Source organism: Aliarcobacter cryaerophilus ATCC 43158, assembly GCF_003660105.1.
Classification (GTDB): Bacteria; Campylobacterota; Campylobacteria; order Campylobacterales; family Arcobacteraceae; genus Aliarcobacter; species Aliarcobacter cryaerophilus.
On sequence record NZ_CP032823.1, the window covers coordinates 1,647,875 to 1,673,380 of the forward strand.

Annotated in this window: 23 protein-coding genes; 17 read left to right on the forward strand and 6 right to left on the reverse strand. The window is 29.0% G+C overall.

The window, feature by feature from the left end; all coding sequences use genetic code 11:
- The first annotated feature begins 4 nt into the window (after window positions 1-4).
- From nuoK to ACRYA_RS08360, 10 genes are all read left to right on the forward strand, one after another.
- Window positions 5-319, forward strand: coding sequence for an NADH-quinone oxidoreductase subunit NuoK (gene nuoK, locus ACRYA_RS08315; RefSeq protein ID WP_105908392.1), 315 nt, complete (start codon window positions 5-7; stop codon window positions 317-319).
- Entirely contained in the window at window positions 316-2,202 is a 1,887-nt protein-coding gene (nuoL, locus tag ACRYA_RS08320) for an NADH-quinone oxidoreductase subunit L (protein ID WP_105918217.1), read from the forward strand. The genes nuoK and nuoL overlap by 4 nt, the downstream gene beginning before the upstream one ends.
- A gap of 1 nt (window position 2,203) precedes the next feature.
- Window positions 2,204-3,691: a complex I subunit 4 family protein gene (locus ACRYA_RS08325; RefSeq protein WP_105918218.1), complete on the forward strand. Its 1,488-nt coding sequence runs from the start codon at window positions 2,204-2,206 to the stop codon at window positions 3,689-3,691.
- The gene (locus ACRYA_RS08330) at window positions 3,688-5,205 is read left to right on the forward strand and encodes an NADH-quinone oxidoreductase subunit N (protein ID WP_105918219.1); all 1,518 of its coding nucleotides are present in this window, start codon (window positions 3,688-3,690) and stop codon (window positions 5,203-5,205) included. Before ACRYA_RS08325 ends, ACRYA_RS08330 begins: the two co-directional genes overlap by 4 nt.
- A gap of 180 nt (window positions 5,206-5,385) precedes the next feature.
- A complete protein-coding gene (locus ACRYA_RS08335) occupies window positions 5,386-6,186 on the forward strand; it encodes a fumarate reductase cytochrome b subunit (RefSeq protein ID WP_105918220.1) in 801 nt (266 codons plus the stop codon).
- Entirely contained in the window at window positions 6,186-8,171 is a 1,986-nt protein-coding gene (locus ACRYA_RS08340) for a fumarate reductase flavoprotein subunit (RefSeq protein ID WP_105918221.1), read from the forward strand. Before ACRYA_RS08335 ends, ACRYA_RS08340 begins: the two co-directional genes overlap by 1 nt.
- Entirely contained in the window at window positions 8,171-8,902 is a 732-nt protein-coding gene (locus ACRYA_RS08345) for a fumarate reductase iron-sulfur subunit (protein ID WP_105918222.1), read from the forward strand. The genes ACRYA_RS08340 and ACRYA_RS08345 overlap by 1 nt, the downstream gene beginning before the upstream one ends.
- A gap of 94 nt (window positions 8,903-8,996) precedes the next feature.
- The gene (locus ACRYA_RS08350; protein WP_105918223.1) at window positions 8,997-11,339 is read left to right on the forward strand and encodes a dynamin family protein; all 2,343 of its coding nucleotides are present in this window, start codon (window positions 8,997-8,999) and stop codon (window positions 11,337-11,339) included.
- Complete coding sequence (locus ACRYA_RS08355) at window positions 11,339-13,363, forward strand: dynamin family protein (RefSeq protein WP_105918224.1); 2,025 nt, start codon at window positions 11,339-11,341, stop codon at window positions 13,361-13,363. The genes ACRYA_RS08350 and ACRYA_RS08355 overlap by 1 nt, the downstream gene beginning before the upstream one ends.
- 11 nt (window positions 13,364-13,374) lie before the next feature.
- Complete coding sequence (locus ACRYA_RS08360) at window positions 13,375-13,809, forward strand: hypothetical protein (RefSeq protein WP_105918225.1); 435 nt, start codon at window positions 13,375-13,377, stop codon at window positions 13,807-13,809.
- A gap of 16 nt (window positions 13,810-13,825) precedes the next feature.
- On the opposite strand, the gene ACRYA_RS08365 is transcribed toward ACRYA_RS08360, so the two are convergent.
- The 6 genes from ACRYA_RS08365 to ACRYA_RS08390 form a co-directional block, all read right to left on the reverse strand.
- The gene (locus ACRYA_RS08365; protein WP_105918226.1) at window positions 13,826-14,824 is read right to left on the reverse strand and encodes a beta-ketoacyl-ACP synthase III; all 999 of its coding nucleotides are present in this window, start codon (window positions 14,822-14,824) and stop codon (window positions 13,826-13,828) included.
- 10 nt (window positions 14,825-14,834) lie between these two features.
- Window positions 14,835-15,857, reverse strand: coding sequence for a phosphate acyltransferase PlsX (gene plsX, locus ACRYA_RS08370; RefSeq protein WP_105918227.1), 1,023 nt, complete (start codon window positions 15,855-15,857; stop codon window positions 14,835-14,837).
- A complete protein-coding gene (rpmF, locus tag ACRYA_RS08375) occupies window positions 15,857-16,009 on the reverse strand; it encodes a 50S ribosomal protein L32 (RefSeq protein ID WP_105911055.1) in 153 nt (50 codons plus the stop codon). The genes plsX and rpmF overlap by 1 nt, the downstream gene beginning before the upstream one ends.
- A 15-nt stretch (window positions 16,010-16,024) precedes the next feature.
- Window positions 16,025-16,402 carry a DUF177 domain-containing protein gene (locus ACRYA_RS08380; protein WP_105918228.1) on the reverse strand — a complete coding sequence of 126 codons (378 nt, stop codon included), beginning with the start codon at window positions 16,400-16,402 and terminating at the stop codon, window positions 16,025-16,027.
- Between the two features lie 6 nt (window positions 16,403-16,408).
- A complete protein-coding gene (gene ndk, locus ACRYA_RS08385; RefSeq protein ID WP_105911057.1) occupies window positions 16,409-16,822 on the reverse strand; it encodes a nucleoside-diphosphate kinase in 414 nt (137 codons plus the stop codon).
- A gap of 74 nt (window positions 16,823-16,896) precedes the next feature.
- Window positions 16,897-17,169 (reverse strand): DUF362 domain-containing protein, encoded by a 273-nt coding sequence (locus tag ACRYA_RS08390; RefSeq protein ID WP_105918229.1) that lies wholly within the window; start codon window positions 17,167-17,169, stop codon window positions 16,897-16,899.
- 166 nt (window positions 17,170-17,335) lie between these two features.
- Between ACRYA_RS08390 and ACRYA_RS08395 the strand changes: the two genes are divergently transcribed.
- The 7 genes from ACRYA_RS08395 (at window position 17,336) to hemC (ending at window position 25,465) form a co-directional block, all read left to right on the forward strand.
- Window positions 17,336-17,932 (forward strand): peroxiredoxin, encoded by a 597-nt coding sequence (locus ACRYA_RS08395; protein WP_105908378.1) that lies wholly within the window; start codon window positions 17,336-17,338, stop codon window positions 17,930-17,932.
- A gap of 165 nt (window positions 17,933-18,097) precedes the next feature.
- Window positions 18,098-19,420, forward strand: a complete 1,323-nt coding sequence (gene rho / locus ACRYA_RS08400) for a transcription termination factor Rho (protein WP_105916757.1) — start codon at window positions 18,098-18,100, stop codon at window positions 19,418-19,420.
- Between the two features lie 137 nt (window positions 19,421-19,557).
- Window positions 19,558-20,910 carry an NADP-specific glutamate dehydrogenase gene (gene gdhA / locus ACRYA_RS08405; protein WP_105916758.1) on the forward strand — a complete coding sequence of 451 codons (1,353 nt, stop codon included), beginning with the start codon at window positions 19,558-19,560 and terminating at the stop codon, window positions 20,908-20,910.
- Between the two features lie 233 nt (window positions 20,911-21,143).
- Window positions 21,144-21,929, forward strand: a complete 786-nt coding sequence (gene murI / locus ACRYA_RS08410) for a glutamate racemase (protein WP_105916759.1) — start codon at window positions 21,144-21,146, stop codon at window positions 21,927-21,929.
- Window positions 21,926-23,620, forward strand: a complete 1,695-nt coding sequence (locus tag ACRYA_RS08415; RefSeq protein WP_105916760.1) for a DNA polymerase III subunit gamma/tau — start codon at window positions 21,926-21,928, stop codon at window positions 23,618-23,620. The genes murI and ACRYA_RS08415 overlap by 4 nt, the downstream gene beginning before the upstream one ends.
- Before the next feature lie 60 nt (window positions 23,621-23,680).
- Entirely contained in the window at window positions 23,681-24,514 is an 834-nt protein-coding gene (locus ACRYA_RS08420) for a DsbA family protein (RefSeq protein WP_105916761.1), read from the forward strand.
- 12 nt (window positions 24,515-24,526) lie between these two features.
- Window positions 24,527-25,465: a hydroxymethylbilane synthase gene (hemC, locus tag ACRYA_RS08425; protein ID WP_105916762.1), complete on the forward strand. Its 939-nt coding sequence runs from the start codon at window positions 24,527-24,529 to the stop codon at window positions 25,463-25,465.
- The last annotated feature ends 41 nt before the right edge of the window (window positions 25,466-25,506 follow it).

Sequence of the window (25,506 nt, forward strand, 5' to 3'; positions counted from 1 at the left end):
AAAGATGATATCACTAACTTCTTATGCTTTTGTATCTATGATTTTATTCTCAATTGGTGCGATTGGAGTAATTGCTAGAAGAAATATTTTTGTGATTTATATGTCACTTGAGCTTATGCTAAATGGTGTAAATCTATTTTTAGTGGCGTTTGCAAGATATCATTTTAATATTGATCCTCAAATTGTTTCAATTATGGTTATATCAATTGCTGCGGCTGAAGCTGCAATATTCCTATCAATAGTAATATTGCTGTTTAGATCTAAAAAATCTTTGGATACAGATCTATTTACATCTCTATCTCAAGGAGAAAAAAGATGAGTACAAATCTTTTAGTTTGGATAATTTTAGCTCCTTTACTTGGAGCTATTTTAAATGGTGGTTTATATTTTTATAATATCAAAAAACAAAAAATATCAGAAAATTATTTTGCAATAATTGGAACTTTAACTCCTTTAATTTCTTTTTTAATAACTCTTAGTCTCTTTTTAAGAATGATTGAAGAAAAAATTATATTTAAACAACATATATTTACATGGTTAAATGTTGAAAACTTAAATGTTGACATGGCATTTTTAGGTGATAATTTATCTATTTTTATGTCAATGTTTGTAACTTTTGTTGGTTGGTTAATTCACATCTATGCTGTTGGTTATATGAAAGATGATGAAGGTTTTGGTAAATTTTTCGCTTACTTTAATCTATTCTTAGCATCAATGTTAATTCTTGTACTTGCAGATAATCCAATAATTTTATTTATAGGTTGGGAAGGTGTTGGAGTTTGTTCATACCTTTTAATCAAGTTTTATTATGGTGAAAAAAATAATGTTATTGCTGCAAATAAAGCATTTATTGTAAATAGAGTTGGAGATTTTGGATTCCTTTTAGGAGTTGCAACACTATTTTTTGCATTAGGTCAAGTTGACTTATCTTTTTCTTCAATTGAAGCAAATTTATCAAATGCATCAAATGGTTGGCTTTTATTAGCTGGAGTATTATTATTTGTAGGAGCCATGGGAAAATCAGCTCAAATTCCACTATATACTTGGCTTCCAGATGCAATGGCAGGTCCAACACCGATTTCAGCATTAATCCACGCAGCAACAATGGTTACAGCTGGGGTTTATATGGTTGCAAGATTCCATTTCTTATATACAGGAATAGAAGAAATTGGAATATTTATAGCATATATTGGAGCATTTTCAGCTCTTCTTGCTGCTATTATTGCAACAAAACAAACAGATATTAAAAAAATCCTTGCATACTCAACTATGAGTCAATTAGGTTATATGTTTATAGCTGTTGGACTTGGATTTTACTCAAGCGGATTATTTCATGTTTTCACTCATGCATTCTTTAAAGCAATGCTGTTTATGGGTGCTGGTGGAGTTATAATTGCACTACATCATGAACAAAATATTTTTAATATTGCTAAACATAGAGCAATATTGCCAATAATTTCTGCAACATTTTTAATAGGGGTTATTGCAATTTCAGGAATTCCACCGTTTTCTGGATTTTTCTCTAAAGATGCAATACTAGCAGCTGCATTTCAAGAAGGTCACTACTTAATTTATGGTATTGCTTTATTTACTGCATTTTTAACTGCATTTTATATGTTTAGACTATATTTTGTAGTTTTTGTTACACCAAATCATCATAAAAAAGAGTACGTATATACAAGCAAAACTATTACATTTCCACTTGTAGTATTAGCAGTAGGTGCTGTTACAGCTGGGTTTTTAAATCTACCTTCTATATTTGGTGGAACACATATGGTAGATACTTGGCTTGGAAGCTTAAATTCAAAAACAATTACTCTATCTCACAGTACAGAGTATATTTTAATGGCTCTTTCAGTTCTAGTTGCTTCTTTTGGTATATTTATTGCATACAAAAAATATGCAAGATTTGATTTAGAAAAACCTGAGCTTGAACTTGGTTTTGTTGGAAGAAAACTTTATGTTGATGAGCTTTATGATATTTTATTTGTTAAAACTTCAAAAGCAATATCTTGTTTTATTGATAAAGTTTTAGATGCAAAAATTATTGATGCATTTATTATGAAATCTTCAATCTATTTTGTAGCTATTGGAAGAAAAGTAGCATTAATACAAAATGCAAATGTACGGTTCTATGCAGTATTTATGCTTGCTGGAATGACTTGTATATTTGTATATCTATATTTAAAATTAGGGTTATAATATGAGTGCAGATATTCTTTCATTTATTATATTTTTACCTGCTATTGTAGCAATAGGTTTAATGATAACAACTAGAGATGTAAATACTATTAGAAATATTGCATTTCTTACAACTACAGTTATTTTAGCACTTGTGCTTAAGCTTTATTTAGAATTTGAACCAAGTTCTGGAATGCAGTTTGTAACAAATGTTGCTTGGATTGAAACATATGGTATAAATTACTATATTGGTTTAGATGGAATTTCATTAACAATTTTAATGATGATTGCAATTTTAATTCCAACTTCATACCTTCTTTTGTGGGAAGGTAAAACTAAAGGCTATTGGATAAATATGCTTTTAGTTCAAAGTGGTGTTACAGGAACTCTTCTATCATTAGATGTTGTTCTTTTCTACTTCTTTTGGGAAATTATGCTTTTACCAGTTTTTCTTATGATTGGTCAATTTGGATTTGGTGATAAAGTTTTTACAACAATAAAAGTAACAGTTTATACAATGGCTGGTTCACTTTTAATGCTTGTTGCAATTTTATACCTAGGGGTTGCATATCATAGTGAGTTTGGTGTTTGGTCTTTTGCTTATGATAAACTAATGCAAATATCAATACTTGATTACAATACAAAAGTTTGGTTATTTTTAGCATTTTTAGTAGCATTTGCAATAAAAATTCCACTATTCCCTCTTCATACTTGGATTATGGAAACATATAAAAATGCTCCAACTGGTGCTGTATTTTTACTATCATCTATTATGGCAAAACTAGGAGTTTATGCTGTTTTAAGATTTATGATACCACTATTTCCAGAGGTTTATATTGAGTTTTCAACTTGGTTTGTAATTATTGGTCTATTCGGTCTTGTATACTTTGGAATAGCTGCACTTATGCAAGATGATATTAAAAGAATGTTTGCATACTCTTCAGCATCTCACTTAAGTTTCATAGCTGCTGGTATTTTTTCACTAAACTCTTATGGTATAAATGGGGCATTATATTTAATTATTGCTCACGCAATAGCAACTGGAGCACTATTTTTACTTGTAGGATTAATGCAAGAGCAAACTGGATTTAAAACTATAAAAGATTTAGGTGGAATTGCAAAAAAAGCTCCTATTTTTACATTTGTTTTTGCTGTTATGCTTTTTGCAAATGTTGGGCTTCCAGGTACAAATGGATTTGTTTCTGAATTACTTATAATATTTGGTGTATTTAACTTTAATATTTATCTAGGAGCTATTGCTGCTTTATCAGTTATTATTGGAGCTTCTTATATGCTTTGGATGTTTCAAAGAGCAATTTTGCAAGATAGACCAGAAGGTTCGCCTGAGCTTACTATGAGAGATTTAAAAATAAAAGAGATTGTTGGACTTGTTCCATGGGTTGTTTTAGTGTTTATTATGGGATTTTATCCAGAAGTTTTTATAGATAAATTTGAACCAACAGTTACACACTACTTACAAGATATTTTACAAATTGGAGCAACAAGATGAGTAATTTTATTTATTTAATTCCAACTTTACTGGTTTTATTTGGAGCTATTGCTCTACTATTTATGAGTATGTATGAAAAAATTAGTGTAAAAAGTCATATTTTTGTATCATCACTATTTTTAGTTGTAGCATTAGTATTTGCACTTTTAAATGCAAATACTCTATATTCTATTCAACCTTATGATAGTTTTTTAAACAATGTTTTAACTTTTGATACTTTCTCAAATTTCTTTAATATTTTATTAATTTTAGGTACTTTATTAACAATTTTAATTGGTGAACACTATTTACAACATAGAAGTTATTTCAAAGGTGAATTTTTTAGTATTTTACTTTTTGCTCTATTTGGAATGATGGTTTTAGCACAAGCAAATGAACTAATAACTGCATTTATTGCATTAGAAATTGCATCATTTAGTGTATATATCATGGTTGGTTATAATAGTGATGATTCAAAAAGAGTTGAAGCTATCTTTAAATATTTAGTGCTTGGTGCATTTATTGGTGCATTTTTCCTTTTAGGGCTTGTTTTAGTTTTTGGAACTGTTGCAAGTACAAATTTAGCAGATATTTATTCATATATTCAAGCAAGTAATGGTTCAAACCTTGAGCTTTTATATGTTGGTTTAACTCTAATTTTATTTACTTTTCTTTTCAAAATTGCAGCATTTCCTTTCCAATCTTGGGTACTAGATATCTATAGAGGTGCTCCTATGATTATTACAGCATATATGGCATCTACATTTAAAATTGCTATATTCTCATTTTTTATGAGATTAATCTTAGATTACATAGCTCCAATAATAGATTTCTGGGACACTATTTTGCAAGTTGTAATTATTCTAACTCTTCTATTTGGAACTTGGCTTGCTATTACACAAGATATTGTAAAAAGAATGTTAGCAGCTTCTTCAATAGTTCACACAGGTTATTTACTTCTTGCGTTTATATCTTTAAGTTATGCAAATAATTCAATATTAAACATTGAAGCAGCATACTCTATAATGTTTTATTTAATAGCTTATTTGGTATCTGCATTAGGTGCATTTGGATTAGCTTCTCATATTATTTCAGAGACAAATATTAAAGTTACTTTTGATGACTTTAAAGGTTTAGCAAAACAAAGACCATTTTTAGCTGCAATGATGACAATATTTATGTTATCACTAGCAGGAATTCCTGGAACTATTGGTTTTATAGGAAAAGTTTATGTATTTACAGAAGCATTAAAAGCTGGATATGTTGCATTAGCAATTTTTGCAATTTTTGCAACAATAGTTTCAATGTACTACTATTTAAGATTAATTGCTGTTATGTATTTTTATCCTCCAAAAGAAGAGTGCATAAGCGAAGATTTCAACGACAGTAGAGTTTCTACTTATGCAATACTTTTTGTTGCAATATTAACTGTTGTTGGTGGTATTGGTTCTGCTGTTGTATTCTTTATTCCTGTATTAAATATAGATACTTTAATAAACTTTGCGCAACTAGCTGTAAAATCTCTATTTTTATAGTGAGTATTTTAGTAACACTATAAAACTTTATTTTAACATTTAGTCCAGTAATAATGGGCTAAATGTCACTTTTCTACAATCTTTTATATTTTTTTAACAAAAAGCTTTTTTATTGATTAATTTTAAACCTATAATTTGATATTATGTTGTGAAATCTAAATCTAAAGAAAAGGATAGCAAATGAGTGACCTAGTAGAGGGTTATTTAGGGAAAACCGAAGAAGGGAAAAAAAGTAGATTACCTGCAAAACTTGACTTTATTCAAAGTTTTACAGGTGGTTTTTTAGCTTTATTTATGTGGGCGCATATGATGCTTGTTGCATCAATATTGGTGTCAAATGATTTTATGTACCAAGTTACAAAATTATTAGAAGGTAGCTTTATATTTGAAGATGGAAATCCTCTTTTAGTATCTATTGCTGCACTTGTTATTTTTGTTATTTTTATTGTTCATGCAGCTTTAGGAATGAGAAAATTACCAGGTAACTTTAAACAGTATCAAGTAATAAAAGCTCATGCAAAAAGTATGGGACATGATGATACAAAATTATGGTTTACACAAGCATTTACAGGATTTGCAATGTTCTTCTTAGGATCAGTGCATTTATATGTAATTATGACACACCCAGATCAAATAGGTCCTTACGAAAGTAGTGCAAGAGTTTGGGATGAATATATGTGGCCACTGTATATTCTTTTATTATTAGCTGTTGAATTCCATGGAACAATTGGTCTTTATAGACTTTGTGTAAAATGGGGATGGTTTGATGGTGAAAATCCAAAAGCAACAAGAAAAGCACTTAAAAAACTTAAATGGGCATTAACAGTATTTTTCTTAGTTTTAGGATTTGCATCACTTGCTGCTTATATGAAAATTGGTTACGAAAACTCTAAAAATAATGTTCCTAGAGATTCATTTAAACCATCTGCACATATTATGAATTATGACTTAAAAACTAAAAGTGTTGGAGGAATCGCATAATGAAAATTAATTACTGTGATGCATTAGTAATTGGTGGTGGATTAGCAGGTCTTAGAGCTGCAGTTGCTGCACAAAAAAAGGGATTAAGTACAATTGTTTTATCTTTAGTTCCAGTTAAAAGATCTCATAGTGCTGCTGCTCAAGGTGGGATGCAAGCATCTTTAGGAAACTCTAAGATGTCTGATGGAGATAATGAGGATTTACACTTTGCAGATACTGTAAAAGGTTCTGACTGGGGATGTGATCAAGATGTTGCAAGAATGTTTGTTCACACTGCACCAAAAGCAATTAGAGAACTTGCAAGCTGGGGTGTACCTTGGAGTAGAGTTGAAAAAGGTACAAGAGAAGCTGTTATAAATGCTAAAAAAACAACTATAACTGAAGATGAAGATAGACATGGATTAATCACATCAAGAGACTTTGGTGGTACTAAAAAATGGAGAACTTGTTATACAGCTGATGCAACTGGACATACTATGTTATTTGGTGTTGCAAATGAAGCTTTAAGACATGATGTTGATATTAGAGATAGAAAAGAAGCTTTAAGCATAATTCATGAAAATGGAAGATGTTATGGAGCAATTGTTCGAGATTTAATTACTGGTGAATTAGAAGCTTATGTTGCAAAAGGTACATGTATCGCAACTGGTGGATATGGAAGAGTATTTAAACAAACAACAAATGCTGTTATTTGTGAAGGTACAGGTGCAGCAATTGCTCTTGAAACTGGAATTGCAACTTTAGGAAATATGGAAGCTGTTCAGTTTCATCCAACACCAATCGTTCCTTCTGGAATTCTTTTAACAGAAGGTTGTAGAGGAGATGGTGGAATCTTAAGAGACGTTGATGGTCATAGATTTATGCCTGATTATGAACCTGAGAAAAAAGAATTAGCATCAAGAGACGTTGTTTCAAGAAGAATGATTGAGCATATTAGAAATGGTAAAGGTGTTCCTTCTCCTTATGGATATCACGTATGGTTAGATATTTCTATTTTGGGAAGAGAGCATATTGAGAAAAACTTAAGAGATGTTCAAGAAATTTGTCAAATTTTTAACGGTATTGATCCAGCTGATGAAGGTCCAAAAGGTTGGGCTCCAGTTCTTCCAATGCAACACTACTCAATGGGTGGAATTAGAACAAAACCAACAGGAGAATCTCAAAATCTAGCAGGACTATTTGCTTGTGGTGAAGCTGCTTGTTGGGATATGCATGGATTTAATAGACTTGGAGGAAATAGTGTTTCTGAAACAGTTGTTGCTGGTATGATTATTGGTAACTATTTTGCAGATTATTGCTTATCAAATGATGTAACAATTCCTACAGCAACTGTACAAAAATTCTTAGATGCGCAAGATAAATATTTAGATGAACTTTTAGCTTATGAAGGTAATGAAGATATTTTCAAAATAAAAAATAGAATGAAACAACTAATGGATGATAAAGTTGGTATTTTTAGAAGTGGAGAACCACTAAAAGAAGCTGTTGAAGAATTAAAAGAACTTTTAGCTAAAACTAAAAAAATCAATATTAAATCAAAAGAGAGAGCTGGAAATCCTGAACTTGAAGAGGCTTATAGAGTTCCTAAAATGTTGAAAATAGCACTTTGTGTTGCTAAAGGCGCAAGAGAAAGAACTGAATCAAGAGGTGCTCACTATAGAGAAGATTTCTTAATGAGAGATGATAAAAATTGGTTGAATAGAACTCTTACATCTTGGGCAAATCCAAATGATATGGAACCAACTATTACTTATGAACCACTTGATATTATGAAAATGGAAATGCCTCCTGCATTTAGAGGATATGGTGCAAAAGGTATGATTATTGAGCATGAATTATCAGCAGTTAGACAAGAGCAAGTTGATAGTATAAGTGAGAAAATGGAATCTGAAGGAAAAGATAGACATCAAATTCAAGATGCATTAATGCCATTTGATTTACCAATGAACTATAAAGAGAAAAATGAAAGAGCAGGAGATAAATAATGAGCACGCAAAAAGGTAGAGAAATTACAATTTCAGTTCTTAAATATAATCCTAGAAGTAAGGTTTCAAAACCTCACTTCGTTGAATATAAGTTAGAAGAGACACCAGGTATGACTCTTTTTATTGCTCTAACTCAAATAAGAGAGTTTCACGATCCTGATTTATCTTTTGACTTTGTTTGTAGAGCTGGAATTTGCGGAAGTTGTGGAATGATGGTAAATGGAAAACCTGCATTAGGTTGTAGAACATTAATCGCAAACTATCCAACTGGAAAATTACAATTAATGCCAATGCCTGCATTTGAACTAATCAAAGATTTATCAGTAAATACTGGAAAATGGATGGATAGTATGAGTAAAAGAGTTGAATCTTGGGTTCACTCAGATCATCAAGTAGATATATCAAAACTTGAAGATAGAATAGAACCAAAAGTTGCAAATGATACTTTTGAGCTTGATAGATGTATTGAGTGTGGTATTTGTGTTGCATCTTGTGGAACAATGTTGATGAGACCAAATTTTGTTGGACCTGTTGGACTAAATAGAGTTGCAAGATTTGAAATAGATCCACACGATAGCAGAACAGCTGAAGATTTCTATGAACTAATCGGTGATGATGATGGAGTATTTGGTTGTATGTCACTTATGGCTTGCGAAGACCATTGTCCAAAACATTTACCATTACAAAATAAAATTGCTTACTTAAGAAGAAAATTAGTAGCACTTAGATAGTTATTTATGAAGGTTTTACCTTCATAAATCTAAATAATAGAAAAAGTTAAATATCATTAGGGATATTTAACTTTTTTTATTTAGGAGAAAATGGATGAGTTTATCAAATGACTACTTTTTGTTGTACCATGGTATTAGTTTTCAGAAAAATTTAGAGCTTGAGCCTCTTGATGTAATTTTAGATGATAACTCTTTTACAATATTTGGATTGATTATTAGTGCAAATAGAAAAAACTACGATAAATACTTAAATTTAAACTCATTTAAAACACTTTGCCAACAAATAAATATTAAAACTCCATCAAATATAAATGAGTTTCACAATATTCAAAACAGTATTGTTGAATTAATATATGAAAAAAGTTCTAAAGATTTAATAACAACTTTAATTGAGTCATTTGAGTATTTAAATAATCAAAATATATTAAATACAGAAGGTTTTAAAAAACTAATATCATTATTTGAAAATAAAAATATAGAAGACAGTGATTTAGAACATATAAAAAAAATTGAAAATGATAGTAAAAAACCATTTAAAGATTTAAAAGTTATTATAGAAAATACTTTAAATGAACTAAAAAAAGAGCTCAAAAGTAAAGAGATTTTACTAGAACTTGAAGATATCAACTCTTATATGAATAATCAAAAATTCTCTATTGGAATAACAGGTGTTATGAATGCTGGGAAATCTACAATGTTAAATGCACTTATGGGAAAAGAGATTTTAGGAAGTGCTGTTGTTCCTGAAACTGCAAATTTAACAATTGTAAAACATAATACAACTGATAATGCAAAAGTATTTTATTGGAATAAAAAAGAGTGGCAAAAAATTGAAGATAGTGCAAATAGTTTAGAAAGTATGAGAGATTTTGTAGATGAAACAAATAGAGTTTTTGGTGAAAATCTAAAAAATTATGTACGAGAAACTTCAAGATTTGATGAAGTTGATATAAATGATTTAAAATCTTATACTTCAGCCGAACATAGTGCAAAAAAGTGTAACCTTGTAAAATATGTTGAACTTGGGAGCAATCTTAAATTTTTAAGTGATGGAATAGAAATAGTTGATACTCCAGGTCTTGATGACCCTGTTATTCAAAGAGAAGAGATTACAAAAGAGTACATAAGTAAGTGTGATATGATGATACATCTTATGAATGTATCTCAAAGTGCAACTTTAAAAGATGTTGAATTTATTATAGATGCAGTTTTATATCAAAATATATCAAAGCTTTTGGTTGTAATTACAAGAGCTGATACTGTAACTAAAAAAAATCTAGATGAAGTTATACAATATACTAAAACTTCAATACAAAGACAACTAAAAGCTCAAAATAAAGACTCGCAGTTAGATCATATTTTAAAAACTATAAAATTTATTCCAATATCAGGTTACATGGCACTTTTGCATAGAACAGGAAGAGAAAAAGAAGCACTAGAAGCTGGATTTACTTTAGAAGATACAGGAATTTTAGAGATAGAAAATTACCTAATGGAGAGTTTATTTGGGACTTCTTCTGCTAAAGGAGATTTAGTAATTCAATCAGCAAAAACTCAAATTAATAGAGTTCTAGAGAAACAAATAGGATTTAATAACTATGAACTAACTTTATTAAATAAATCAAAAGATGAGCTTGAACTAGAATTAATAGAATTTAATAAGAAAAAAGATACAAATAAAAGAGTTCTTTCTTCTATGAATGAAGATATAAATTACTACAAAAATGATGCTAAATCATATATAGACTCTTTAGAAACATTTTTACAAAGTGAGCTATTTGAACTTCAAAATATAATAAAACAAAGGGTTGTAAATGATACTAGATACTCTTTGGAAAAAACAAAAAAACGACCTGAAAATGCAAGAGTAAAAGTTATTGTTGAAACTGCAATTAAAGATGGAATTATTGATGTTATAAGAGATTATAGATATAAATTTATCAAAAAATCTCAAACAATAGGTGAACAATGTGAACAAAAATATCATGATTTAGGTTTTTTAATTGGACACAAAAATGAAAATTTTGATGCTAGAGGATTTTTTCAAGAAGATTTTAAAAGTGGTTTTTTAACTTCAAACAATGAAATTATGGTTAATCAAATAATTTTAGCTGTAACAAATGCAAAGGAGACAAAACTAAATGAGCTTGATAAAAATATTGAAGATATAGTGAAAAGTCAATTTAAAGCTATTGAAGAAGATATTAAAATAAAAGCAAAAAAAGTTAGTTCACTTTTAATTGAAAACTTTTTTGCTACACTAAATGCTCCACTAAAAGAGTTTGAACAAAGATTAAAAAAGGAAGAGGAAACTCTTGAGGAGAAAATCTCAACATTTGAAGATAATGAAAAAAATAAAGCTGAATTATCTATAAATTTACACAAAAATATCAAAAAACTTGAAAGTATTATGTTAAATATAAAAGGATTAAACTAATGAGCGCAAATTATAATATCCTAAAAAGCTTCGCTAATGAATACCATGAAAACAACTCAATAAAAGAGATAATTTATGAAGATGGACTAGTTGGTGAAATCCAAAAAACAGTAGATAAACTTTTAGATGAAAAATTCCATCCATCAATTCAATTTCATACAATTTTAAATAAACAATTAAAAAGAGCTAGATATCCTATGGAAGTTGCAATTACTGGACAATTTAGTGCTGGAAAATCTACATTTTTAAATGCCCTACTCTCAAGAAATATTTTACCAACTGGGATTACTCCAGTTACTTCTAAAGTAAATTTTATAAATTATGGTGAAGATTTTAAACTTAAAATTACATATTACTCTGGAGCAACAGAATTTGCACCAATAGAAAGCATTGCTGATTTTACAGACCAAAGACAAGATGAGATGCAAAATATAAAATATCTTACTCTTTATGCTCCAATGCCTATTTTAAAAGACATCTCGTTTGTTGATACTCCAGGACTTAACTCTCAGTCACAAAGTGATACAGATGTTACTAAAAGAGTTTTAAAAGATGTTGGTGGAATTATTTGGCTAACACTTATTGATAATGCTGGAAAACTATCAGAAGCTCAAGTTTTAGAAGAGTATATGCAACATTTCAAAAATAAATCTTTATGTGTTTTAAATCAAAAAGATAAATTAACTCCTGAACAAGTAGATACAACTACAAATTATGTAAAAGATAAATTTGGTAAATATTTTGCAAAAGTTGTACCAATTTCAGCAATAAAAGCATTAGAAGGAAGAGCAAAAGAGAAAGATATTTTAATTGAAGATGAAAATATAAATCTATTATCTGAATTAAAAAAAGAGCTTTTAACAAGTGATATTGAAAATAACAATAACATTGAAAAACTTTTATCTGAGCATAAAAATAGAATAAAATCTATTAAATTAGCTGATACAACACATAATACAAAACTTTTAGAGGACTCAAATATTCAAGAAGTTTTAGATTTCATTGAAACTACTATTAGACCACAAGCTGCTGAAGCAAAAGAGTTTGCTATAAAAAAAGATTTAAGAAGTTTTTGTGATATTTTAATAAAAGAGTATGAAACAATAATAAAAGTTTATGATGCTTTAGTTGAAATTTTGGAGTCTTGTGAGCCTAGAGTCCTAGAGTCCTTTGATAATATTTATAAACAATACTCAAATGAACTATTTACTATATACAATTCTCTAGAGAGTATCATGGATAAAATTGCACATGAAACATTTAAAAATATAAAAAGAAAAAAATCTACAAGATTTGAGATTTCAAAATCACTATTTGGTGAAAAAATAGAAAAATTCGATTTTGAAACTTTTTGGGTAGATAGTGATGCTATTTATAAAGCTTTATTTTACGATGACCAAACTATTGATAAAATGTTTAAAAGATCAATGAAACTTCTTAAAAATGTTGAGCTAGATACTGATGAATCTTTTAGAGAAGTTTTTAGAATAGTAAAAAATGATATTGTAAAATGGCAAGAAAACTATGAACTTATAAGAAAAAATAGAGAAATAGCCTCAGATATTGAGTTTTCAAATACAAGACACTTTGCTGCAAAAGTTTATGAAAATGTTATAAGAGTCTTCTATAAAGCAATTTTAGAAAATATTTCAGCTTTAAGAAAAAAATTTGGATATTTTAATGGTGCACTATCTTATTCATATATTCAAATTACTCAAGCAACTATTGCTCATTTTGAACAACAAATAGTAGAAAGTGAAGAGTTATACAAAAAAGAGCCAAGTAGATTTTCTATAAATTGTCCAAGAGAAGATGAAATAGTTGGAAAACTAAAAGCAAATTTTGGTTTTGAAAAAATAGAAGATTTTTTAACTTCAAAAAGAAACTATCTTTTTAAAATTATAAAATACTCAAAAGAGCAATATTTAGAGATAAATAAAGATAGAATACTTTTTGTAAAAGATAAAAAAGAGCAATTTATAACAAAAATAGAAGAGCTTGAAAAAATAAAAAATGAGATATAAAAGGATATAATTTGACACAAAATATTACAGAAAATATAGAATTTCAGGAATTGATACAAAATCATTGTAAAGAACAAATTAATTTTTTTATATCAAAAGGTATTGATTTTAGTGTTATTGCAAATATTTCAAATATAACTTTTAATCCAGATTTACCAAATGACTTAAAAAATAATTTAAGTAAATTCTCACTATTTACTTTAGCTGGTTATACATTTCAATCGGCACATATAAAAGATGAAAGCTTGTATTTTGAAGCTGGTTTTGGAAAAGATAACTTTGGAAGTTTAGTTGAAATACCATTTAACTCTATTTTTCAAATTATTAAAAATGATAATATTGTTTTTATAAATATAAGTGCAACTTTGGAAAATAGCAATAAAAATCCAAAAAATAAGTCAATGAATGTATTTAAAAAGAATCCAAATAATAGTAAATTTAACTAAAAAATAGTTTAAATAACTATTTTTTAGGTGCAAACTTAAACAATGCACAACCCCAAGTTAATCCACCACCAAATGCATCAAAAAGTATAGTATCTCCTGCTTTTATTCTACCTTCTTCAAAGGCATAATTCATAGCCATAGGAATTGATGCAGCTGATGTATTTCCATACTTGTCAACTGTTACAACAGTTTGCTCATCACTTATATTTAAAGCTTCACCAACAGCTTTTATGATTCTATAGTTTGCTTGATGGGGAATAAAATGAGTAATATCTTTATTTGAAAGATTATGCTTTTCTAATATTTTTACAACATCTGAAGTCAATGTTTTAACAGCAAGTTTAAATGTTTCATTACCCTTCATTGAAATACAAGCCAATTTTGCATCTACAACTTCTTGGCTACACGGATGCTTACTCCCACCACCAGTAGTTTTGATTAAGTCTTCGTAAGTTCCATCACTAGAACAACTAATATCAATTATTGCTTCGTTTTTATCATCTGTCGCACTAATTATTGCAGCTCCAGCTCCATCTCCAAAGATAAAACAAGTTGTTCTATCTTCATAATTCAAAATAGAGCTATATTTTTCAGCTCCAATAATTAAAACATTTTTCTTTAAACCTGACTCAATAAAAGCTTTTGCAATATTTAAAATATATACAAAACCTGTACATGCAGCACTTACATCAAAAGCCATAACATCTTTTATATCTAGCTTTGAAGCAATTAAACAAGCAGTTGAAGGCATACATAAAAAATCAGGAGTAACTGTTGCACAAATTATTAAATCTATCTCATCTTTAGAAATATTTGCTCTTTTTATTGCAACTTCTGCAGCTTTTGCACCTAAATCAGAAGATGCTTCGTTATCTTCAGCTAATCTTCTCTCTTTTATACCTGTTCTTTTTGTAATCCACTCATCATTTGTATCAATTATCTTCTCAAAATCTGCATTTGTCATTATCTTTGATGGAATATAAGCACCAATTGACCTAAAAGCCGCATATTTCATATCATTTTCCTTAAAGAGTAGGCTCTTTGCTACTACTTTCATTTATTAAATATTTCTCTAATCTTTGCTCAATTACAGAATCTAAATTTGAGCTAGCACTATTAATTGCTTGAAAAATTGCATTTTTTATAGCTTTTGGATTTGATTTACCATGAGATATTATCACAGGTGCTTTTACTCCTAAAAGTGGAGCTCCACCATATTCAGCATAATCAACTTTTAATTTTAGATTTTTAAAAACTTTTCTCATTAAAACTGCACCAGTTATTGAAATAAGAGATCTTTTTAAATCTTTTTTCATAATTTTACTAATAGTATCAGCAACACCCTCGGCTGTTTTTAGTAGGATATTTCCTACAAAACCATCACAAACAACAACATCTACTGTTCCTTTAAAGATATCATTTCCTTCAACATTTCCAGCAAAGTTTGGAACTTTTGAAATTAACTTATAAGCCTCTTTAGTTACTTCATTGCCTTTACTTTCTTCTTCTCCATTGCTTAAAAGCCCAATTATTGGTTCATCCAGCCTTAGTACAACTTGTGCATAAGCTTGACCCATAATTGCAAATTGAAATAAGTTTTTCGCATCACTATCTACATTTGCTCCAACATCTAATACTAAAGTATTTTGATTTTCACTCGTAGGCATAAGTGTTGCAATAGCAGGTCTTGAAACACCTTTTAATCTTCCAATTTTCAGTGTAGCCAAAGACATAGAAGCTCCAGAGTGACCAGCTGATACAACTGCATCTGCCTTACCATCTTTTACAAGTTCTATTGCTTTATAAATAGTTGATTCTTTTCTTTTTAAAGCATCAGTTGCACTATCATGCATACTAATAACATCTTTTGTATCCAAAATTTCTATTCTGTCGTTAAAAGTAGGTGGTATAAGTTTTGAAAGTTGTTCTTTATCTCCTACAGCTATTGCTGTAAAATTGTTATTGTTTCTAATGGCTAGAATAAGCCCTTCTATTATTGGTTCGGGACCAAAGTCCCCTCCCATTGCATCTATTGCTATTTTTATCATTAGTTTTTGTATTCACCAGTGTTTGGATTAACCATATGAGGCATTTTCCAAGAACCATCACTATCTTTTACTGGTCTTTTTAATGCAATCTTATAATGAGTTCTTCTCATTGCTGATCTTGAATGAGATACTCTTCTTTTTGGTACTGCCATAATTATTCTCCTATTTTAAAATTCTTGTTCAAATATACTACTATTTCCATCACAATCTTTACAAAGTAAGTAGTCACTTCTTATGCTGTTTAATTCACTTTGAATTATTTCATCAAAGTCGATCAAACTATTTTCAATCTCTATTACTAAAAATTCATCTTCGTTTCCTTTAAATACTCCATCACTTAAAAGAAGTTTTAAATCTTCATTTATATCCAAAGTCTCTAAAGTTCCACATCTTGAGCAATCTATTTCAATATTACCTATCAAATTTGCTTCAATTTTTACTAACGATGACGAAATTCTACAAAAAGTACCTTCAATTTTAACTGAATTTAAAGAAGTATTAAACTCTTTTTTTTCTTGAGGTATTTTTTTAAACTCTATTTTCATTTTAGATTAACAAATTTCTCTTTGTGCAAAAAAGAAATCAATTTCAATAGCTGCATTTTCTAAAGAGTCACTTCCGTGTACTGCATTCGCATCAATTGAATCTGCAAAATCAGCTCTAATTGTTCCAGCTGCAGCCTCTTTAGGATTTGTTGCACCCATTAAATCTCTATTTTTTGCCATTGCATTTGTTCCTTCTAAAACAGAAACTACAACAGGTCCACTAATCATAAATTCAACTAAATCTTTGAAGAAAGGTCTAGCAGCATGAACTGCATAAAAAGCTTCAGCATCCGCTTTACTTAATTGTAGTTTTTTTGTAGCTGCAATTCTTAATCCAGCACTTTCAAATCTATCTAAAATTTTACCAACTACATTTTTTGCAACTGCATCTGGTTTTATTATCGATAATGTTCTTTCCATAATATATTCCTCTTTGTTTTTTTAGTCGCGGATTTTATCTAAAAAAAGATAAAAAAGCAAGTTTTCGAACTTTATTACTCTACAACAGGTTCTCCAACCTCTCCTCTATCATCTTTTTCTATCTTACTAGAACCAACTTCATCCCAAACTATACAACCCTCAGTAGGACATGCATCTGCGCAAGCTGGTGCATCATTATGCCCAACACACTCAACACATTTGTCTTTATATACAAAATATACATCTTCCCCTGTTGGGTTATCATCATTATCTACTATTGCTCCAACTGGACACTCATCTAAACATGCATCACAGCTAATACAAATATCAGTAATTTTTACTGCCATATTTATTCTCCATAAAAAATTTTATAAAACTCTATCAAAGTAAAAATAAATCTATTATTAAAGATAAATATTATCTTTTAAAAAATATTTTTCTTTTTAAGCTTTCTCTAAAAAAATAGTGATATAATTTCAACATTAAATTTTAAAAAAATAAAAAGGATTAAATATGTTAGTAACAAAAAAAGCTCCAGATTTTACAGCAACAGCTGTATTAGCAGATGGTCAAATTTCAGAAGATTTTAACTTATATAAAAATATTGGGAAAAATGGTGCAGTATTATTTTTCTACCCATTGGATTTTACTTTTGTTTGTCCATCTGAAATAATTGCATTTTCAAACAGAATCAAAGATTTTGAAGATAGAGGAATTCAAGTAATTGGTTGTTCGGTTGATTCTCAATTCTCACACTTTGCATGGAGAGAAACTCCAGTTGAAAATGGTGGAATTGGAAGAGTTAAATTTCCATTAGTTGCAGATATTACAAAACAAATTTCAAAAGATTTTGATGTTTTATTTGGTGATTCAGTTGCATTAAGAGGTTCTTTTTTAATTGATAAAGATGGAACAGTAAGACATGCAGTTATCAACGATTTACCACTAGGAAGAAACATAGATGAGATGATTAGAATGGTTGATACTATGTTATTTACAAATGAGCATGGTGAAGTTTGTCCAGCTGGATGGTCAAAAGGTGACGAAGGAATGAAAGCTGATAAATCTGGTGTTGCTGAATATTTAGCTAAACACTCTTCTGATTTATAATTAATATAAAATCAAATTAAAAAGAGAGTGATTTTTTACTCTCTTTTTTACTTTTCTTGACAAATTTATAAATATTAACTAAAATCACATTTCACTTTTTTTAAAAGCTACAAAAACTACAAAAAAATACATATATTTTATGTAAATTCAAAGGTAAAAAAACTCATGGAAGAGTCAAAAGAAGATTTAAAATCAAAAAATAGTAAAAAAACAAGAACTCATATACCAGTAGATGGATATAAAATTGAGCAGCTAAGAGAACTTCCAATTGAAACTCTAATCGATATAGCAAATGATTTAGATGTTGAAAACCCACAAGAATTAAAAAGGCAAGATTTAATGTTTATGATACTTGCTTCTCAAATAGATGCAGGTGGTTTTATACTCTTTACTGGTATTTTAGAAATAAAAGACGGTGGATTTGGTTTTTTAAGAGCAATTGATGGAAACTTTTCTGATACTTCAAATGACTCATACGTAAGTGCCACACAAATTAAAAAATTTGCACTAAGAACTGGAGATATTGTAACAGGACAAGTAAGACCCCCAAACAAAGATAGCGAAAAATATAATGCTTTACTTAAAATAGAAGCTATAAATTATCTACCTGTAAAAGATTCAAAAAATAGACCACTTTTTGACAACTTAACTCCACTATACTCTACAACAAAATTTAAATTTGAGTTTGATAGTCAAAAATTAACAGGTCGTGTACTTGACTTATTTGCTCCTATGGGAAAAGGTCAAAGAAGCTTAATAGTAGCACCTCCAAAAACTGGTAAAACAGAACTTTTAAAAGAACTAGCTCATGCAATTAGCAAAAATCACCCCGAAGTTACTTTGATGGTTTTATTGATTGATGAAAGACCTGAAGAGGTTACAGATATGCAAAGAAGCGTTAAAGGAGAAGTTTATAGTTCTACTTTTGACTTGCCAGCTCATAATCATGTAAGAGTTGCAGAAATTGTTATTGAAAAAGCAAAAAGACTTGTAGAAATGAAAAAAGATGTTGTAATACTTCTTGATTCAATTACAAGATTAGCAAGAGCTTACAATACAGTAACACCATCTTCTGGAAAGGTTCTTTCAGGTGGAGTTGATGCAAATGCTTTACATAAACCAAAAAGATTTTTTGGAGCAGCTAGAAATATTGAAGAGGGTGGAAGTCTTACAATTATATCAACAGCTTTAATTGATACTGGTTCAAAAATGGATGAAGTTATTTTTGAAGAGTTTAAAGGTACTGGAAACTCTGAAGTAGTTCTTAGTAGAAATGCATCAAATAAAAGAGTTTATCCTGCTATTGATATTGTAAAATCAGGTACAAGAAAAGAAGAGCTACTTTTAACTCCTGATATTTTACAAAAAACTTGGATTTTAAGAAATGCTATGAGTGAAATGGATGAAGTTGATGTTTTAAAATTCTTATATCCAAAAATGCAAAAAACAAAAAACAATGATGATTTTTTTGCTTCAATGAACGAATAAATTACTTAAAATCTACTTAAAAATGAAAAAAAAGGTAATATTTTTATAAATTTGTAAAGATTTTACCTAAATTTAAACAAAATCAAATAATTCTTCTGGTAAACTCCTTTCCCGAAATTTGAATAAAAGGAAGGAAAATGGCAAATATAAACGAACTTTTAGAATATCTAAAAAGAACAAGTCCTGGACAAGATGAGTTTCATCAAGCTGCTGAAGAGGTTTTACACTCACTAGAACCACTATTCGAAAAATATCCAAAGTATAAAGAGAATAAAGTTTTAGAAAGATTAGTTGAACCTGAAAGACAAATCATGTTTAGGGTTACTTGGGTTGATGATAAAGGAGAAATCCAAATCAACAAAGGTTATAGAATACAGTTTAGTTCGACTTTAGGGCCATACAAAGGTGGATTAAGATTTCACCCAAGTGTAAACACTGGAATTATTAAATTCTTAGGGTTTGAACAAATATTCAAAAATGCTTTAACAGGGCTTCAAATTGGTGGGGGAAAAGGTGGAAGTGACTTTGACCCAAAAGGTAAATCAGATAATGAAATAATGGCATTTTGTCAAGCTTTTATGACTGAATTATATAGACATATTGGAGCAACTACAGATGTTCCAGCTGGAGATATTGGTGTTGGTGGAAGAGAAATCGGATATATGTTTGGTATGTATAAAAAACTTGCAAACACTTATGATGGAACTTTAACAGGAAAATCTTTAAAATGGGGTGGTTCATTAGCTAGAACTGAAGCAACTGGTTATGGTTGTGTATATTTTGCAAAAAATATGCTTGAAGCTAGAGGAGAAAGTTTAAAAGGTAAAAAATGTACAGTTTCTGGTTCTGGAAATGTATCTATTTATACTATTGAAAAACTATATCACTTAGGTGCATTACCAATTACTTGTAGTGATTCATCTGGAATGATTTTAGATGAAGAAGGTATTGATTTAGACCTTTTAAAAGATTTAAAAGAGAATCAAAGAGCAAGATTAACTGAATATGTAAAATATAGAAAAAATGCAAAATATATTCCAGTAGATTCTTATCCTAAAGGAAGAAATGCGGTTTGGTCTGTACCTTGTTTTGCTGCATTCCCAAGTGCAACACAAAATGAGTTAAACATAGAAGATGCAAAAGAATTAATTAAAAATGGTTGTGTTTGTGTAAGTGAAGGTGCAAATATGCCTTCTACAAATGAAGCTGTTGATTTCTTTGTTGCACAAAAAATTGCATATGGACCAGGAAAAGCAGCAAATGCAGGTGGAGTTGCTACAAGTCAATTAGAGATGGCTCAAAATGCTTCTATGGTTTCTTGGACTTTTGAAGAAGTTGATGCAAAACTAGAAAAAATTATGAAACATATTTTTGATACAGCAAGTGCAACTGCAAAAGAGTTTGGAGAACCAACAAACCTTGTTTTAGGAGCAAATATTGCTGGATTTAGAAGAGTAGCTGATGCTATGATTGAACAAGGAATTGTTTGATAAAAAATAAAACTTAAGGATTTTTCCTTAAGTTTACAAAAACTTACTTTTATATATAACCACCCACAAAATACACAATAATCATTTAGAAAACTTAAAATTTATTTTCCTTTTATTCAATTAAAATTTTAAGTTTTCGCATTATCAATAAAAAAGATTTTAAATAGCTCTTGCTTAACATTTTAGTTATATGTTTTTAGTTATAATTTCGCAAATTTTCAGTAAGGAAAAAGTTGAAAGTAGGAGTTTTTGATTCAGGTCTTGGCGGGTTAACTGTACTAAATGCAATTGTCAAAAATCTAAAAGGTGCAGATATATTTTATATAGCTGATACTTTATATGCGCCTTATGGTGATAAGAATAAAGATGAAATATTTTCAAGATCTGAAAAAATTGCAAATTATTTATTAAAAAATTATGAAATAGATGCGCTTGTAATTGCTTGTAATACAGCTACATCAGTTGCAATAAAGCATTTAAGAGAAGTTTTCCCATCTTTAATAATTATTGGTACCGAACCTGGAATAAAACCAGCAATAAATAATACAAAAACACGAAATATTGGTATTTTAGCAACTGCTTCAACTCTCAAAGGTGAAAAATATCAAATTTTAGCAAATGAATTAACAACCAAAAGTGAAGTAAAATTATACGAACAAGCATGTATTGGTTTAGTTGAACAAATTGAAAATGGTGAGATAAATAGTTTAAAAACTTATACTATGCTTGAGAACTGGCTAAAACCAATGCTTCACAACAAAGTTGATACAATAGTTTTAGGTTGTACTCATTATCCTTTGGTAAAAAGAACAATTCTTGATATTGTTGGAGAAGATGTTCTTTTAATTGATACAGGTGATGCAATTGCAAAAAGAGTTGTAGCTCTAAGCCAAGATTTACAAAATAATAATAAAGATGAGTTAAATATAGAGATTTTATACACTGGAAAGATAAATTCTGATATGGTAAAAATAATTTTAGGGAAAAACAAATTTGAAATGAGGAAATGTGAACTATGAGTGCAAATATAAAAGACGATAGGGTTTTAGCTCTTAAATATAGACCTGAAAGATTCGAAGACTTAATAGGACAAAATACTATTTCTCAAACTCTAAGTCTTGCTCTTGACAGTAAAAGATTATCTCATGCTTATTTATTTTCTGGACTTAGAGGAAGTGGAAAAACTTCAACAGCTAGAATTATGGCAAAAGCACTTTTATGCGAAAATGGACCATCTTCAAAACCCTGTGAAGTTTGTGAAAATTGCCTTAGTGCAAAAAGTGGAAAACACCTCGATATTATTGAAATGGATGCTGCAAGTAATCGAGGAATTGATGATATAAAAGAATTAATAGAGCATACAAAATATAAACCAAATATAGCTAGATATAAAGTTTTTATCATTGATGAAGTTCATATGCTTACAACTCAAGCTTTTAATGCTCTGCTTAAAACTTTAGAAGAACCTCCATCTTTTGTAAAATTTATACTTGCTACAACTGATGCTCTAAAACTTCCAGCAACAATTCTTAGTAGAACTCAACACTTTAGATTTAATAAAATATCACAAAATGATGTAGTTCATCATCTTTCTCATATTTTGAATATAGAGAATATAGAGTTTGAAAAAGATGCCTTGGAAATACTTGCAAGAAGTGGTCAAGGAAGTTTAAGAGATACTTTGACTTTACTTGACCAAGCTATTATTTTCTCGAAAGGAAGAGTTGCAACTTCTAGTGTTGTTGATATGCTAGGATTAATAAATCCAGCTTTAATGGAAAAAATTTTTAAAGTAATCTTGAATAAAGAAGATATAAATCCTTTACTTCCAGAACTTCAAGAATATGAAGTTGGTCAAATTTGTGATGAAATTGCAATTTTTTTAAAAGATAAAATGATTTCAAAAGATGTTAGATTTGATGTTACTTTATTTGATAGATTTTTTAGAATTTTAAGTGAAGCAAAATATCTTTTAGTTTTAAATAGTGACGATGGATTTGTATTAATTTTAACTTTACTTAAGTTAATTGAAGCAACAAATCTAAAAAGTATAGATGAAATCATAGAACAAATAGAAAAAACTCCTACAAAACCTGAAACTAAAAATGAGATTAATATAGAATCAAAATCTGAAATAAAGAAAGAATCAAAGAATCAAGAAACTGTTTTAGAAAATAATATTATAGAAAATATTAGTTTTGAAGATATATCTTATGTACCTTTTGAAGAAGAGACAAACAAAGATAGTGATAAATATCAAATATTAATAGAAAAAGTTTATGACAGGGACCCAATTTTAGGAGAATGTTTTGAAAAGAATTTTATTTTTGCTGGATTTTCAAACAATATTTTAAATATTATCTCTTATGCAAAAGATGAAGAGAGGCAACTACTATTCAAATATTTTGGGCTCATTAAAACATTTGCACAAGATATTTTTGGCTCAAATATTGAGTTAAATTTCAAAAAGGAGGAGGCCACCTTATTAAATGAGCCTACAAAAGAAAATGATAGTTTTTTAAATGAAACTGGTTCAATGATTGAAGATATAGAGTTAGGAAGTGGATGTGTTGCAGATATTACAAAAAGTAATAATGAAACAATATCTTCAAAAGAGTTACAAATTGATGATATTTTAAATTCAAAAATGCTAAATAAAGCAAAAGAGTTATTTGATATTAAAAAGATTAAAGTAAAATCGAGAAGTTGAAAATTAACTTTCAATTAATCAAAAAAAGATAGACTATAAAATTATTTAAAAGGAAAAAATATGAACAAACTTACAAAACTATTAGTTTTAAGCTCAATAGCAAGTGCATCTTTATTTGCAAATGACAATTTAGTAATTGATTTTGAGAAAAAAAGATTATCACAAAATCCAAATGTTAAAGCGAGTAATATAAAGATTTTTTATAAAAAAGAGCTTGAAATAAAAGGTTGGTATGGTTATATTTTGGATTTTGATGCCATAATTCAAGATAAAAATATGAAAGTTAAAGATACTTTATTTAGTGATGGAAAAGTTGTAGCAACAGATTTATTTGATATAACAACATCAAAATCACTTAAATCTACTATTGTTCCAAGTATAACAGATAAATACTACCAAAAATCAAAACTAATAGCTGGAAGTGAAAAAGCAAAAGATAAAATTGTTGTTTTTTCAGATCCTCTTTGCCCATTTTGTGCACAATATGTTCCAGAAGTTATTGAATTCGTAAATAAAAATAGTGATAATATTGCACTTTATTACTATGCTTTTCCTCTAACTCATATACATCCAGCATCTACAACTTTATCTAAATTGATTGATATAGCAAAAACGAAATTAGGACAAGAAGTTGTTTTAAAAGCATATAAAATTGACTGGTCAAAACATTTTGAACCATCAACAACAGATGAAAAAACTATTTTAGAAGCATTCAACAAAGAGTTACAAACAAATATTAAAATTCAAGATTTAAATAAAAAAGATATTATTAGTAATCTTGAAAAAGAGATATCATTTGGTGATAATCTTTTAGTTGGTGGAACTCCAACTATATATGTTAATGGTGAGATTGACCCAACTAAAGAGTTATATAAATCTTTAATTAAAAAATAAAAAGAGGAAATGATGGATAAACTTGTAATTGCAACCAGAAGAAGCCAACTAGCACTTTGGCAAAGTGAGTATATAAAAGCAGAGCTTTTAAAACACTATCCAAATATGGAAGTTGAGCTTCAAGAATTTGTTACAAAAGGAGACAAGATTCTAGATGTTCCTTTGGCAAAGATTGGAGGAAAAGGTCTTTTTACAAAAGAGCTTGAAGTTGCAATGCTTGAAGGAAGTGCTCATTTAGCTGTTCACTCTTTAAAAGATGTGCCAACACAGTTTGAAGATGGACTTGTTCTTGCTGCTGTTTCAAAAAGATTTAATCCTCAAGATGCACTTTTAAGTAACAAATACAAATCAATTGAAGAGTTACCAAAAGGTGCAGTTGTTGGAACTACAAGTTTAAGAAGAAGAATGGCTATTAAGATGTTAAGACCTGATATTGAACTTAAAGATTTAAGAGGAAATATCAATACAAGAATAGCAAAACTAAATGCTGGTGAGTATGATGCAATAATTCTTGCAGCAACTGGAATTGAGAAATTAAATCTTCAAAATGAAGTAAAATATTTTTCACCAATTTCAACAGATGTTATGATTCCATCTATGGGGCAAGCAACTTTAGGAATTGAAACAACAAATGATCCAAAAATTATTGAGATAGTTAAAGTTTTAAATGACAAAGATGCTCAAATTGAATCAACAATTGAAAGAGGTTTTGTTGATGCTCTACAAGGTGGTTGTCAAGTCCCAATTGGTGTAAAAGCTACAATACAAGATGAAAAATCTGTAAAAATATCTGCAATAGTTGGGCTTCCGGATGGAACAGAATATATAAAAGATGAAAAAATTGTAGACATAAATAGTTTTGAAAATGCTGGAAGAGAGTTTGCAAATGAGTTTATAAAAAAAGGTGCTGTTGAGCTTCTAAAAAGAGCTGAAACTATGGCTTTTAAATAGAAATAAAAAGCTAGTTTCTAGCTACACAATTATGATATATT

Coding starts and splice junctions, on each gene's coding strand:
- nuoK (WP_105908392.1), top strand. CDS start 5: ATGATATCACTAACTTCTTATGCTTTTGTATCTATGATTTTATTCTCA.
- nuoL (WP_105918217.1), top strand. CDS start 316: ATGAGTACAAATCTTTTAGTTTGGATAATTTTAGCTCCTTTACTTGGA.
- ACRYA_RS08325 (WP_105918218.1), top strand. CDS start 2,204: ATGAGTGCAGATATTCTTTCATTTATTATATTTTTACCTGCTATTGTA.
- ACRYA_RS08330 (WP_105918219.1), top strand. CDS start 3,688: ATGAGTAATTTTATTTATTTAATTCCAACTTTACTGGTTTTATTTGGA.
- ACRYA_RS08335 (WP_105918220.1), top strand. CDS start 5,386: ATGAGTGACCTAGTAGAGGGTTATTTAGGGAAAACCGAAGAAGGGAAA.
- ACRYA_RS08340 (WP_105918221.1), top strand. CDS start 6,186: ATGAAAATTAATTACTGTGATGCATTAGTAATTGGTGGTGGATTAGCA.
- ACRYA_RS08345 (WP_105918222.1), top strand. CDS start 8,171: ATGAGCACGCAAAAAGGTAGAGAAATTACAATTTCAGTTCTTAAATAT.
- ACRYA_RS08350 (WP_105918223.1), top strand. CDS start 8,997: ATGAGTTTATCAAATGACTACTTTTTGTTGTACCATGGTATTAGTTTT.
- ACRYA_RS08355 (WP_105918224.1), top strand. CDS start 11,339: ATGAGCGCAAATTATAATATCCTAAAAAGCTTCGCTAATGAATACCAT.
- ACRYA_RS08365 (WP_105918226.1), bottom strand. CDS start 14,824: ATGAAATATGCGGCTTTTAGGTCAATTGGTGCTTATATTCCATCAAAG.
- plsX (WP_105918227.1), bottom strand. CDS start 15,857: ATGATAAAAATAGCAATAGATGCAATGGGAGGGGACTTTGGTCCCGAA.
- rpmF (WP_105911055.1), bottom strand. CDS start 16,009: ATGGCAGTACCAAAAAGAAGAGTATCTCATTCAAGATCAGCAATGAGA.
- ACRYA_RS08380 (WP_105918228.1), bottom strand. CDS start 16,402: ATGAAAATAGAGTTTAAAAAAATACCTCAAGAAAAAAAAGAGTTTAAT.
- ndk (WP_105911057.1), bottom strand. CDS start 16,822: ATGGAAAGAACATTATCGATAATAAAACCAGATGCAGTTGCAAAAAAT.
- ACRYA_RS08390 (WP_105918229.1), bottom strand. CDS start 17,169: ATGGCAGTAAAAATTACTGATATTTGTATTAGCTGTGATGCATGTTTA.
- ACRYA_RS08395 (WP_105908378.1), top strand. CDS start 17,336: ATGTTAGTAACAAAAAAAGCTCCAGATTTTACAGCAACAGCTGTATTA.
- rho (WP_105916757.1), top strand. CDS start 18,098: ATGGAAGAGTCAAAAGAAGATTTAAAATCAAAAAATAGTAAAAAAACA.
- gdhA (WP_105916758.1), top strand. CDS start 19,558: ATGGCAAATATAAACGAACTTTTAGAATATCTAAAAAGAACAAGTCCT.
- ACRYA_RS08415 (WP_105916760.1), top strand. CDS start 21,926: ATGAGTGCAAATATAAAAGACGATAGGGTTTTAGCTCTTAAATATAGA.
- ACRYA_RS08420 (WP_105916761.1), top strand. CDS start 23,681: ATGAACAAACTTACAAAACTATTAGTTTTAAGCTCAATAGCAAGTGCA.
- hemC (WP_105916762.1), top strand. CDS start 24,527: ATGGATAAACTTGTAATTGCAACCAGAAGAAGCCAACTAGCACTTTGG.